The organism is Lederbergia wuyishanensis (assembly GCF_022900255.1).
In the GTDB taxonomy this organism is placed as follows: domain Bacteria; phylum Bacillota; class Bacilli; order Bacillales; family Bacillaceae_C; genus Lederbergia; species Lederbergia wuyishanensis.
The window spans coordinates 12,918-26,354 of the sequence record NZ_JALIRM010000009.1; the positions used below are offsets into that span (position 1 = coordinate 12,918).

Here is a 13,437-nt window from a genome sequence, read left to right on the forward strand (position 1 = left end):
GAGTTCTTCTAAGGAGGACATACTTTGTATACACGGTTAAAAAGTTTATTTGCCATCAAAGGGTATAGCGTATTAGTTATTTGTATGCTATGCATTGGTATTGGTATTTCTATTACATCACCATACATTCCTTTATTTTTAACAGAAGATTTTGGAATGAGTGCTGGATCCTTTGGGATTTTCATGGCGATCAGTTCATTGAGCGGTGTGGTTGTGAACTCGCTTATTGCAAAACATTCGGATAGTGGGATGGACCGAAAATGGATTATCATACTTGCCGCTCTTTCAGCTACCTTAGGGTATGCTTCGTATCTTATATTCCATAACTTCTTTATTCTACTTATTGTCGTCACTCTTTTTAACGGATTAGCTGCACCGGTCATGCCGCAAATCTACGCATACGCACATGAATCGGCAAATGCTAGTAAATCCGATGACAAGACTTTTGCTATGTCCACATTGCGTTCTCTTATTTCTTTTGGATTTCTGATAGGACCACTATGTGGAACATTGATACTAGCACTTGCTGGGTACACGGGAATCTTTCTTGGGACATCCATTCTTTACCTTTCAGTTGCGTCTCTTGTTTTCCTGTTTTTGAATAAAACTGAAGCGCCTAAAAGCGATGCCAAAAAGAAAATAAGCTTAGGTGCCTCTTGGATCAAAAATAGGGAGATTAGACTGCCGCTTATCGCCTTTTTATTTCTATTTGCTATCAATACTATTCATTTGATCATTACACCTTTATTTATTGTGAATGAACTGCATGGAACGTATAAGGATGTCGGGTTGGTCGTTAGTATATGTGCTGGATTGGAAATTCCAATTATGCTCGGACTCGGAGCACTAGGAAAAAAGATATCAAATCATACATTGATGATATATAGCTGCATTATCTTAGTAATCTATTACACTATTTTAAGTGTAGCGACGCATCCTTGGCAGTTGATTCCGGCACAGCTTCTTCAGGCAACGTTTGTAGCCATTGTCATGGGTAATGGACTAAGCTATTTTACGGAACGACTGCCTAGTTCACCAGGACTTGCTACGACAATCTATTCTAACGGGTCCACGCTCGGAAGGTTGGTGGGAAGTCTTAGCGGAGGATTTATAGCCCAAGTGGTAGGTTTTCGTCAAGTTTTTTGGATGTGTCTGATACTAGTAATTCTTTCATTGATTATATTTTGGAAAACAAGACCTCAAGGGGATAAAGATATAACTACTGAATACACTCGATCTGTATAGTCTTCAAAAAAGATAGCCTTAAAAAAGCTATCTTTTTCCTTGTCCTATAAGTTAAATTTACTCTGGCTATAAAATATCTCAACGATGCTTTCCAATAATAAAAAAGTGATATACGGTTTTTATACGGATTCTTATTTAGCACACCTAGAATGAAATGTATTGAAAGGTACAATGTATGTATAGAACATGTATATAAATATTTTTTTTTATTTTGGTAATCATATAATTTATATAAGTGGGATAAGTTGGAGGTCCAAAATGGAGAATAATCAAAATAAAACTGGGTTAACATCTGCGGAAATGGGAAAACTTTGGGCAACCTATGTAGGTAATACTATGGGAAAATGCGTTCTTAGTTATTATCTTAAACATATAGATGACCGAGATATTAAAAAGGTTTTAAAGGATGCATTGAGTTTAAGTGAAGGATGGATAAGGAATATAAAATCTATTTTTGAAAAAGAGAAATTTCCTATACCAGTTGGATTTTCTGAAGAGGACGTAAATTTAGATGTTCCAAGACTATTTCATGATGAATTTTATCTCCATTACTTGCAATATTTAGGCAAGGCAGGAATGAGTATTTATTCTGTAGCCATTCCTTTGGTATCAAGAATAGATATAAGAAATTTGTATATAAAAGGTCTTAATGATACTTCTAAATTGTTGGGAGAGGTAAACGATATTCTTAAGGAAAAAGGGCACTTAGCAAATTCGCCTTATATTCCAAATCCTAAAGGTACTGATTTTATTGATAAGCAAAATTATTTAAATGGTTTTGTTGGTAATAAAAGACCTCTTCATGGGTTGGAAATAGCTCACCTTTATGGAAATCTTAATAATGATGTGACAAGCAAAGCTCTCATTATTGGTTTTAGCCAAGGAACGAGAAATGAAAAGGTAAGAAAATACTTAGAGCGCGGAAAAGATATTAATCATAAGCATATAGAGGGGCTTTCGAAAAAACTGTCCGAAGACCATTTACCTTCTCCAACTCTTTTAGACCATTTGGTTACGACCTCTACTTCTGCGCCGTTTTCTGATAAACTTATGGTTTTTCATAAAATCGATATGTTTTCAATGAAGATAAGGGAATATGCCAATGGAGCCTCACTTAACGGAAGGAAAGATATCGGTGTTTTATACGCTCGTTGTTTATTAGATGTTTCATTATATGTTGAAGATGGTGCCAATCTAATGATTGATCATAATTGGCTAGAACAGCCACCAGGGGCGCCAAACCGAAACCAATTAATTAAAGAGAAGTAGACTATAGATAATTACTTTTGAGAGGCCGTGAGTAATAACGAATAATGAGGTTATAGCATTCCCTCTACTGATAAAAAAGTAGGGGACTTTTTATGCCTATATTTTTTGACATGAAACCATAAGGTGTTATATTATTAATATGCAACCAAATGGTTTTATATTTACACTAAAGGAGAACAACAATGGAAAATAAAGTAGAGGATATAAAGCAAACAGTGATAATCGAGGCACCAATTCAACAGGTTTGGAAGACAGTGTCCACGTCAGAAGGAATTTCATCTTGGTTTATGCCGAATGATTTTGAACCAAAAGTAGGTCATGAATTTCATGTGCAATCGCCATTCGGACCTTCTCCATGTAAAGTGTTAGAAGTAGAAAAACCTCATCGACTTTCTTTTTCTTGGGATACAGATGGATGGGTCGTTACGTTTATATTAAAAGAATTAGGTGATAAGACAGAGTTTACACTTATCCATGGAGGGTGGAAGGAAGCAGATTCGATAGTACCAAAAGCAGGGGAAAAAGCTTCTATTATTCGTGATAGAATGAATCAAGGTTGGGCTGTTATCACTCAGAAACTTCGAAAGGTTGTGGAGGGCTAAGTGTCTTCACCTGCTAAAAAATATGATGTTTTTCAATCGATCGCCGATCCAACCCGAAGAAAGATGCTTCAATTACTTGCACAAAAAGAAATGCCAATTTCCACTATCACATCGCATTTTTCGATGAGCCGCACGGCCATTGCTAAGCATCTTCACATACTTTCAGAAGCAGAATTAGTTAATGGAAGAAAGGTTGGAAGGGAAAAGATATATTCATTAAAGCCAGAGCCTTTTGAGGAATTAAAACAATGGCTTTCTTATTACGACCAATTTTGGAGTAATAAGTTGTCTATGCTAAAAAATACGGTTGAAAATAAGGAAGAAACAAGTTTAAGGACAGTTAAAACAGAAGAAGAAAAGAAATGATAATGGTAAAAACATTAAATATAAAGTAAAATATATGTAAGAATAGGGGAGTATTCCAGTAAATGGACCCCTCTTTTAATAACTAATATTGTGAATTAGTGAGCAAATAAACACGGTGAGTACCGAAAGGATTTAAATTTTTAAATATATATGTGAAATAGTGAGCAAATGGGAGATGATTTAAAATGGCTACAATGGAATCAAAAGCTCTTGAAACGTTAAGAAACAAAGCACAAGCATCAGCTCAAATGGTACAACATCGCCCAGTGGAATATTTAGTTCGGTCAATGCTGGCAGGGATCTATCTTGGATTTGCGACCATTTTTTGTTTGAAAACAGTTAATAGAATGTACATGGATTTAGAGCCAATGACTGGATTTGTTGCAGCTATACTATTCGGAGTAGCTCTTGTCATGATTATGTATGGAGGGGCGGAATTATTTACTGGCAATACAATGTACTTTACCATTTCTACATTAACTGGCTATACATCAGTGAAAACGACGATTCGTGTATGGACTTTTTGTTTTATCGGAAATGCGTTAGGAGGATTGTTTTTTGCGTTGCTGATGGCACCAACTGGAATTATTCAAGAACTTGGAATGCAAAATTGGTTATTTGCACTCGTGGAAGGGAAAATGAATCATACAGCAATTGAAATATTTTTTAGGGCCATTCTATGTAATTGGATGGTATGTATGGCGATTTTTTTACCAAAAACATTGAAAAATGAATTTGCACAAATCTTTACACTTATGTTGCTTGTATCTGTATTTTTCGTCTCCAGCTTTGAACACGTCATTGCTAATTTAGTGTCATTTTCGCTAGTTTTAATTATTCCGCATCCTGAAACTATTACAATTGGTAAAGCCATACATAATTTAATCCCCGCAACATTAGGCAATATTATTGGAGGTGCCTTATTTATGGGGGCACTTTATACATGGTTAAATGTTAAAAAGGAGACTACAACGAAAGTTACAAAGCTGAGGACAAAAAAGTCAATGTGAAAAACGTATATGGTAAATGAATGTATTTTGATAAAAATCTTTTACATTCGTTAAAAATACGACTATAATTTCTGTATTGATAAGAAATAAGGTGGTACGATGTTCGATCTTCTCTTTCAAGATTCATATACAGAATGGGTAGTCCCGCTAACTCTGGCTATTACGTGGCTTCTAAGTTGGCAAATCATTTTATTGTCCCATCCTGTTCAAACAAGCAGGAAAGGGAAACTAGATACTACTTTTCATATAGAGCATTTTTCAATTCCAGTTCCTCCAAAAGAGTGTAATATTTGCAATGTAATGAGGTTCATTAAAACAGTAAAAAGAAAAGAAGCTCCGGATGATCCGGAAGGACCACATCTTCTATTTTTATAGACAAATTTTATAAATAGAAGGGTGAAATCATTGAAAAAAAACACAACAGTATTTTCAATTATTATCTTTGCATCCATGTTTCTTGGAGGATGTTCAGGCGTACAAAACCAGACAGGGTTCTTTTATAACACATTCGTTCGTCCATTTGCGTTTTTAATTCATGAAATAGGGTCTTTCTTTGGTGGTAATTTCGGTTTGGCCATCATCATTATTACACTTCTCATTCGATTGGCGCTTATGCCTTTTATGTTAAAAACGTATAAGAATCAACAAGTGATGAAAGTTAATATGGAAAAAATGAAGCCGGAAATGGAAGAAATCCAAAAGCGTACGAAAGAAGCAAAAACTCCTGAAGAAAAGCAAAAAGCTCAGCAAGAAATGATGCAATTGTATCAAAAGCATAATGTTAACCCGCTCAATATGGGATGTCTTCCAATGCTGATCCAAATGCCGATATTAATGGGGCTTTATTACGCGATTCGTGGTTCTGAGGAAATTGCGACCCATTCATTTTTATGGTTTGATTTGGGACAAAGGGATATACCATTAATGCTTATTGCCGGCGTGGTTTATTTTATTCAATCCAAGGTTTCCATGGCTACCGTACCTGAAGCACAGAAAAAGCAAATGCAAATGTTTTCTTTTATTTCGCCGGCCATGATTATGTTCATTTCATTTTCCGCTCCTGCGGCTCTGCCTTTATATTGGGTAGTTGGTGGAACATTCTTAATCATTCAGACATGGATTGGGCATAAATATTATATGCAGCATCCTGAAAAAGCGAAAGAATAGTAAGTTTAGAAATAGCCTTCAAAAAGAGGGCTATTCTTTTTTTTTACATATTTGAAACAATTTGTCATAGTAACTCGTCTGTATAATGGTAAGTTATATAAAAAAAAGGGATATTAGGGGGAAAAAGAGTGAAAAAGAAAGTGTGGATTTGGATATTGTCAATCATTGTAGTATTGGCAATAGGAGTGACTGTTTTCTTTACTATGAATAAAGGGCCGAAAATGGCAGATAATCCTATTGATGAAACACCTGTAATGGTGCAGAAAGCAAAAGAAGAAGAATTAATAGAAACAATTCTAGTTACAGGCAAAATCGTACCTGAGGATGAACAAAAGGTGTTTTTGGAACCTGAAAAAGGTGAGATAAGTGAGTATAAAGTAGAGGAAAACCAAAAAGTAAAAGCGGGAGATCCTTTATTTATTTATGATTCTTCCAAACTAAAAACACAGTTTAATAGAGCAGTTCGTGAAAGAGACTTAATTCAAAGTAGAGCAAAAACGGAACAAAACCAAATTGCGGAATTGAATAAGAAGATTGCAGAGACAAAAAAGAAAGTTGGGGTACCACAAAAGGTTAAGTCAGATGACCCAGAGGCTGAGGATGTAACAATCATTCCGGTAACTCAAGACGACGTGAACCAACTCATGAACGATAAGATACAACTGGAAATCCAATATGAAGGCACAAAAGCTGAAATTGAAGGAGCACAGGAACAAATAAACGAAATTGATGCGCAAATCAAAGCTATGACGGTAACAAGTAAAATTGATGGTATCATAGTGAAAATTAATAAAAATACTGTAATAAATGAAACTGGTGCTAATGAGCCTGTCATACATATTACTTCAAGTGAACCATTTAAAGTAATTGGAACAATGAGTGAATTTGATACTGTCAAAATTCAAAAAGATCAAGCTGTAGTCGTCCGACCAAAAGTTTATAAAGACCGAGAGTGGAAAGGTGTAGTTGAGTCTGTTTCCCAATTTCCGAACGATGAAGGAGGAGGCGGAGACTTTGGTGGTGGCATGGGTGGAGGAAATGTTACGATGTATCCTTTTAAAGTGGCCATTACAGATGATACTTCAGAACTTCGTCAAGGCTTCCATGTTTCTTTAGAAGTGAAAATCAGTGGAGGTGGAAAATCTCTTGTCGTTCCTCACATGGCAATAGTGGATGAAGATGGAATGTCGTTGATTTATGTTTTAAATGATGGAAAATTAGAAAGACGTGAAATACAAACTGGTAAAATGAACGACGAATTTATTGAAGTTACAGACGGTGTCAGCTTAGGTGAACTAGTCGTCACTATGCCATTTGAAGGCATGCATGATGGAATGGAAGTGGCCTCCTATGATGAAGTTAAGTGAGATTACAAAAGTTTATGGGAATGGTGCTCTTCAAGTGCCTGTTCTACATGATATTAATTTAACAATCGAGGACGGGGAATTTGTGGCCATTATGGGGCCGTCTGGATCAGGAAAATCTACTTTAATGAATATTATCGGTTTTCTCGATTACGCAACATCCGGCACATATGAACTAAATGGTGAAAAAATCGGGAAAGTAAAAGAGAATAAATTAGCACGATTGAGAAATGAACATATTGGATTTGTTTTTCAACAATTCTTTTTGCTGCCAAGATTGAATGCACAAAAAAATGTTGAGTCCCCCCTTATATATGCCGGGATATCAAAACGCGAGCGAACAGAAAGAGCGAAGCAAATGCTTGAAAAAGTTGGTTTGGAAGATCGAATGAAGCATTTGCCAAACCAATTATCTGGAGGACAAAAACAACGGGTAGCAATTGCTAGAGCACTTGTGAACCAGCCTTCAATCATACTTGCGGATGAACCGACGGGAGCCCTTGATTCCAAGACGAGCCAACAAATAATGCAGCTGTTAGTTCAATTAAACAAAGAGGGGAAAACGGTAATCATTGTTACCCATGAAGAAGAAGTGGCAGAGTATACAAATAGAATCATTACATTGAAGGATGGAAGAATTACAGATGACCGGAGGAAGAGCTTATGAGTATATGGGAAAGTTTTAAAATTGCCCTTTCTTCCATTTGGAATCATAAGATACGATCGATATTGACGATGCTTGGCATCATTATTGGTGTGGCAGCAGTCATTACGATTGTAGCCATTGGTCAAGGCGCCCAAACCCAATTGACAGACGAATTATTCAGCACCGATAAAAACGCCATAGAACTTTTTTATGAACAAAACCCTTCTGAAGATGGTTCAGAAATGATGTGGATGGAACCGGAACTAACCCACGAAGACATAGAGACCCTTGCGAAGGTTCCCGGAGTAAAAGCAGTGCTCGCAACAAACCAAGGTTGGGGATCACTTGTCTATAATGACAAGCAAGGCGATATGGAAATAACAGGAGTTGGCCCGGAGTACTTCGCCGCAAGAAATATTAAAATCGTTGAGGGTCGTCCAATAAATGTTAGAGATAATGACGGCATGAACCGCATTATTATGATAGACACAGTGGCTAGGAAAAAGTTTTTTAAGGAAAATGAAAATGTGATTGGTGAAATTGTCGATTTAAACGATAATCCTTATAAAATCGTGGGCGTATATGAATCACCAACACCAGAACAATTTCGCCACTCCGAAAACGGGGAGATGCTTATGCCCCGTGCTTTAATATCGTTGATGTTCGGAAATAGAGAGATTGAGAGATTAGCCATTATTGCGAGTGATCCGGATAAAATTTCAGAAACAGGCCATCTCGCCGCAGATACTCTTACTAAAAGCAAAAAGCTTGAAGATGGAAAGTATAATATATTTGATTACTCACAATTTGAAGGCGAATTCAATCAATTTATTTTGATCATTACGTTATTTATCGGAAGTGTTGCTGGAATATCTCTTTTGGTTGGAGGAATAGGTGTTATGAATATTATGCTCGTTTCCGTCACTGAAAGAACAAGAGAAATCGGACTTCGCAAGGCTTTGGGGGCGACTAGAGGGAAAATCTTACTACAGTTTTTGATTGAATCCGTTACATTGACGTCCTTGGGTGGTTTAATTGGACTTGGGCTAGCCATTTTAGGAACATTGCTTATATCCGAACTTTCTCCAATTACAGCAACAATCAGTCCTTTAGTTGTTGTCATTGGCATTGGTTTTTCGGCATTTATAGGTGTAGTTTTCGGGATTCTTCCTGCAAGCAAAGCTTCAAAGCTCAGCCCGATCGATGCTTTACGATATGAATAAAAATAAGGTTAATTTTTTAATTGCTTTCGATTTATGCGGCAGGTATTTAGTTAAGAACGCCGAAAGTTATTAGGTAAAATGTAAGTGAGGAGTATTGAGTATGACAAAACAATTTTGGATTAATCTCCCAGTAAATGATGTCGCTAAATCAAAAGAATTTTTCACCAAGCTTGGATTCACCTGTAGTACAAAGCACGGTGGCTTTGCAGAATTAACCATTGGAGATAATAATGTTCAAGTGATGCTTTTTCCTGAAAGTACATTCATGAACTTTACAAGTAATGAAATAATAGACACTAAAAAATCAACCGAGGTGTTGTTCTCCATTGATGCAGAAAGCAGAGAAGAAGTAGATAATATGGCTAAGACTGCTGAAGATGCTGGCGGAACGATATTTGGAAAGCCAGGGGAAAGTCAGGGCTGGATGTATGGGTGTGTTTTCGCTGATTTAGATGGGCATCGGTGGAATGTGCTGTATATGGATATGGACAAAATGCCTAAAGCTTAACAGGCTGAATCTAAGAGCTTTTATTAATAGGAAGATATACGGGACAGGGAATTCTAATAATTCCTGTCCCGTATTATTTTTTTACTCGTAAAAATGATTGCATTGGGGAAAAGAACTTTTTTCGAAAAAATACAAATCAAAAAAGTTTGTTCAATACTTCACAAACAAAAAGATGTATGCTATATTGAAAGTATAAATATTAGCAAAGGAGGAAAACTGATCCAGTCGAGGGGGATTATTTTTAGGTGTTAGACTTAAATAGGAATAAAAAAACCATTTTTTCAACAAGAAAATAAAAACTAAAAAAATGCCAATTGTATCTAAAAGGGACTCATGAAATTTAATTCACAAGTTTTTGTTTTAAAGTATCTTTTTTTAAAAGGATACTTGTGAATATATTCACAAACTAATTTTTGGAGGGATCGAAATGGCGATTACTGAAAAAGTATTAAAAGAAAAACTTGATGTGTCTTCGATGATTGATCAGTTAGTAAACAATGGTTTAGAAGCTCTAGAAAAGTTTCGAAATTACAACCAAGAGCAGGTTAATGTAATTGTAAAGGCTATGGCTTTAGCAGGCTTGGATCAGCATATGCCGCTTGCTAAAATGGCAGTAGAGGAAACGAAAAGAGGAGTCTACGAGGATAAAATCATTAAGAATCTTTTCGCCACAGAATATATTTATCATAATATTAAGTACGATAAAACGGTCGGAATCATTAATGAAAAGGAACATGATGGAGTCATCGAAATTGCTGAACCTGTTGGCGTCATCGCCGGGGTTACGCCTGTAACAAATCCTACTTCAACTACTATGTTTAAAGCGTTAAGCGCCATTAAAACAAGAAACCCGATTATTTTTGCTTTCCATCCTTCTGCGCAAAAATGTAGTAGGGAGGCAGCTAGAGTGTTAAGGGATGCAGCGATTAAAGCTGGTGCGCCTGACGATTGCATTCAATGGATTGAGCAACCATCTGTTGAAGCTACCCGTACTCTAATGAATCACCCGGGGATATCGCTAATTTTGGCAACAGGTGGAGCAGGCATGGTGAAATCCGCTTATAGTTCAGGAAAGCCTGCACTAGGTGTGGGTCCAGGGAACGTGCCTTGTTATATTGAAAAAACAGCTAATGTTGAGCGTGCTGTGAATGATTTAATTTTATCAAAAACCTTTGATAACGGAATGATTTGTGCATCCGAACAAGCAGTCATCATTGATAAAGAAATCTATGCCTTTGTCCAAAAAGTAATGATTGATCATAACTGTCATTTTTTAAACGAAGAAGAAAAACGCAAAGTTGAGAAGCTCGTTATCAATGAAAAGTCTTGCACAGTCAATGCTGATATTGTAGGTATGACAGCGTATAAAATTGCACAGATGGCAGGTGTGAACGTTCCGGAAGAAACAAAAATTCTAGTGGCAGAGTTGGAAGGTGTTGGTCCTGACTTCCCGCTTTCTCGTGAAAAATTGAGTCCTGTTCTAGCTTGTTATAAAGTAAATTCTTTGGAAGACGGTTTAAAAAGATCAGAAGAAATGCTGGACTTTGGGGGAATCGGACACTCTGCAGTCGTTCATACAACCGATGATGCTGTTATAGAAGCATTTGGAATCAGAATGAAAGCAGGCCGAATCATAGTGAACGCTCCATCTTCCCAAGGTGCAATCGGTGATATATACAACGCCTATATGCCTTCACTAACACTTGGATGCGGCACATATGGTGGAAACTCAGTGTCTACAAACGTAGGAGCAATTCATTTAATCAATACGAAAAAAGTAGCGAAAAGGAATGTAAACATGCAGTGGTTTAAAGTGCCTGCCAAAATTTATTTTGAGAAAAATTCCATACAATATTTAGAAAAAATGCCTAATATCTCAAAAGCGGCAATCGTGACTGACCCAGGAATGGTGAAGCTCGGCTATGTCGATAAAATCCTTTATTACCTAAGAAAGCGTCCTGATTACGTTCACTGTGAAATTTTCTCTGAAGTTGAGCCAGATCCAAGCATAGAAACGGTAATGAAGGGTGCCGCAATGATGGCAAGCTTCGAACCGGATGTAATCATAACTATTGGTGGCGGTTCAGCAATGGATGCTGCTAAAGGAATGTGGCTCTTTTATGAATACCCTGATGTAGACTTCCATGGATTGAAGCAAAAGTTTATGGACATTCGAAAAAGGATTGTTAAATATCCGAAGCTTGGAAGAAAAGCTCAATTTGTAGCCATTCCAACGACATCTGGTACGGGTTCTGAGGTTACATCATTCTCAGTCATTACAGATAAAACGGCGGGAACGAAATATCCGCTTGCTGACTACGAATTGACACCGGATGTGGCGATAATCGACCCTCAGTTTGTTATGACGGTACCAAAAACTGTAACAGCCGATACAGGGATGGACGTTTTGACACATGCATTTGAGGCATATGTATCTGTCATGGCCAATGATTATACGGATGCACTTGCGATGAAAGCAATCCAACTCGTATTCGAGTACTTACCACAAGCTTATCGTGATGGAAGCAATGAAATAGCTCGTGAAAAAATGCATAATGCTTCAACGATAGCAGGGATGGCTTTTGCAAATGCATTCCTAGGAATTAACCATAGCTTAGCACACAAACTCGGAGCTGAATTTGGCATCGCACACGGACGTGCGAATACGGTACTAATGCCTCATGTTATTCGTTACAATGCAACAAAACCGAAGAAATTTGCAGCATTTCCTAAGTATGAAAAATTTATTGCAGATAAACGATATGCTGAGATTGCAAAAGTTCTAGGTTTGCCTGCTAGAACAACAGAAGAAGGGGTCGAAAGTCTTATTCAAGCAGTGATCAAGCTTGCTGAAGAACTAAATATTCCAATGAGTATTGAAGAGAACGGTGTTGGCAAAGAAGAGTTCGAGAAAAAAGTAGATTATCTAGCAGAAAGAGCATTTGAAGATCAATGTACTACAGCAAATCCTAAGCTACCATTAGTAACTGAGTTGGCAGAGATTTATAGGCTTGCTTTTAATGGAGCATAACTACCAAAATGAAAAGATCGGGTGAGGTTGCCCGATCTTTTCGTTAGTTAAGCACTATTTATTTTAAATGATAGTACCGATCATCTTCCCCAAGTTTTTTACCTCTTTGCAAAACCTCTCGGGCAACAAGCGACTCTAAAAACATGCAAACAGGTCCATAGATTTTGGGTTTGCCAGTTATATATCGTTCCATACTTGCGTAGCCATGCTTAATTAATAGCTCACAAAGAATTCTTGTACTAGATACCCCGCTTTCCAAAAGCTCTAGAGTTTTGTCTTTACTGAAAGAATCAGGAGCTGTTCGGAAAGTATCTTCGAAAAGGTAATCATCAAGATTAAAAGTTATATGAAGAGATGGTGGTTCGTTTACAGATGGTTCGAAAAATCGTTGCTCTCGTGCTTGTTCCGTTTGTTCCCGAATGAGTTTTTTTAATTCGTGAACATGTTTATCTAGCAAAGGTAGACCTAATTCTAAAAACGTTTGGAACGTTTTTGGCATTTCAAAATCATTTGGTAAGAAGGGGATTTCCTGTTTAAGCTCCCAGCGGTTTTGTATTTTATACAAAATTTCATCCATTTCATAATCTACAATGTTAAATCCTTTTCTAATCTCATTGATTATTTCAGATGAAAAACCAGTATGTTCTTTAAAATGTTCAATTCCGAATCGTCTCGTTTCATTCGTACCTTTATGTCTGACGATATATTGATGTCGGAGCGGCCTTCCACATTCGCAAGGGGTCTCAGGATTAACAAAACCATTATCGATATATTCTTCTAATATCCATTCGTCTAACAGCATTTCTGCTTCTTCCAATCCTGCATGTTCGGGGATGACTAATCCTTTATCGACAGCTAGTACATTGGCAAAAGCTGTTTTTTTACCTCTTTTTACATGATGCTGAATAAATTCTTTCTGTTCAGGGGTAAGGGAGTCAAGGATTGAATCTTTTTCGCTTCTTGATAATACAATTTTCATTTTGAACTCCTCCATATAATCCCTTTT

General features: G+C 36.9%; 13 protein-coding genes. 12 read left to right on the forward strand and 1 reads right to left on the reverse strand.

Going from position 1 to position 13,437, the window contains the following annotated elements:
• Positions 1-24: 24 nt before the first annotated feature.
• The 12 genes from MT489_RS12515 to adhE all read left to right on the forward strand — a co-directional run bounded on the left by MT489_RS12515 (position 25) and on the right by adhE (position 12,431).
• Positions 25-1,245 (forward strand): sugar efflux transporter, encoded by a 1,221-nt coding sequence (locus tag MT489_RS12515; protein WP_244681903.1) that lies wholly within the window; start codon positions 25-27, stop codon positions 1,243-1,245.
• A 258-nt stretch (positions 1,246-1,503) separates the two neighbouring features.
• On the forward strand, positions 1,504-2,514 hold the full coding sequence (locus MT489_RS12520; protein ID WP_244681904.1) for a DUF3231 family protein: 1,011 nt from the start codon (positions 1,504-1,506) through the stop codon (positions 2,512-2,514).
• Between the two features lie 182 nt (positions 2,515-2,696).
• Positions 2,697-3,116: an SRPBCC family protein gene (locus tag MT489_RS12525; RefSeq protein ID WP_244681905.1), complete on the forward strand. Its 420-nt coding sequence runs from the start codon at positions 2,697-2,699 to the stop codon at positions 3,114-3,116.
• The gene (locus tag MT489_RS12530) at positions 3,117-3,482 is read left to right on the forward strand and encodes an ArsR/SmtB family transcription factor (protein WP_244681906.1); all 366 of its coding nucleotides are present in this window, start codon (positions 3,117-3,119) and stop codon (positions 3,480-3,482) included.
• Positions 3,483-3,667: 185 nt separating this feature from the next.
• On the forward strand, positions 3,668-4,492 hold the full coding sequence (locus tag MT489_RS12535; RefSeq protein ID WP_244681907.1) for a formate/nitrite transporter family protein: 825 nt from the start codon (positions 3,668-3,670) through the stop codon (positions 4,490-4,492).
• Between the two features lie 99 nt (positions 4,493-4,591).
• Positions 4,592-4,867, forward strand: a complete 276-nt coding sequence (locus tag MT489_RS12540) for a hypothetical protein (protein WP_244681908.1) — start codon at positions 4,592-4,594, stop codon at positions 4,865-4,867.
• A gap of 30 nt (positions 4,868-4,897) precedes the next feature.
• Positions 4,898-5,659: a membrane protein insertase YidC gene (gene yidC, locus MT489_RS12545; RefSeq protein ID WP_244681909.1), complete on the forward strand. Its 762-nt coding sequence runs from the start codon at positions 4,898-4,900 to the stop codon at positions 5,657-5,659.
• Between the two features lie 128 nt (positions 5,660-5,787).
• On the forward strand, positions 5,788-7,026 hold the full coding sequence (locus tag MT489_RS12550) for an efflux RND transporter periplasmic adaptor subunit (RefSeq protein WP_244681910.1): 1,239 nt from the start codon (positions 5,788-5,790) through the stop codon (positions 7,024-7,026).
• Complete coding sequence (locus MT489_RS12555; protein ID WP_244681911.1) at positions 7,010-7,690, forward strand: ABC transporter ATP-binding protein; 681 nt, start codon at positions 7,010-7,012, stop codon at positions 7,688-7,690. Before MT489_RS12550 ends, MT489_RS12555 begins: the two co-directional genes overlap by 17 nt.
• Positions 7,687-8,892, forward strand: coding sequence for an ABC transporter permease (locus MT489_RS12560; protein WP_244681912.1), 1,206 nt, complete (start codon positions 7,687-7,689; stop codon positions 8,890-8,892). The genes MT489_RS12555 and MT489_RS12560 overlap by 4 nt, the downstream gene beginning before the upstream one ends.
• Before the next feature lie 100 nt (positions 8,893-8,992).
• A complete protein-coding gene (locus tag MT489_RS12565; protein ID WP_244681913.1) occupies positions 8,993-9,400 on the forward strand; it encodes a VOC family protein in 408 nt (135 codons plus the stop codon).
• 427 nt (positions 9,401-9,827) lie between these two features.
• Positions 9,828-12,431 (forward strand): bifunctional acetaldehyde-CoA/alcohol dehydrogenase, encoded by a 2,604-nt coding sequence (gene adhE, locus MT489_RS12570; RefSeq protein ID WP_244681914.1) that lies wholly within the window; start codon positions 9,828-9,830, stop codon positions 12,429-12,431.
• 58 nt (positions 12,432-12,489) lie between these two features.
• Here adhE and MT489_RS12575 read toward each other — a convergent pair whose 3' ends face one another.
• Complete coding sequence (locus MT489_RS12575) at positions 12,490-13,410, reverse strand: DUF3895 domain-containing protein (RefSeq protein ID WP_244681915.1); 921 nt, start codon at positions 13,408-13,410, stop codon at positions 12,490-12,492.
• Positions 13,411-13,437: the final 27 nt, after the last annotated feature.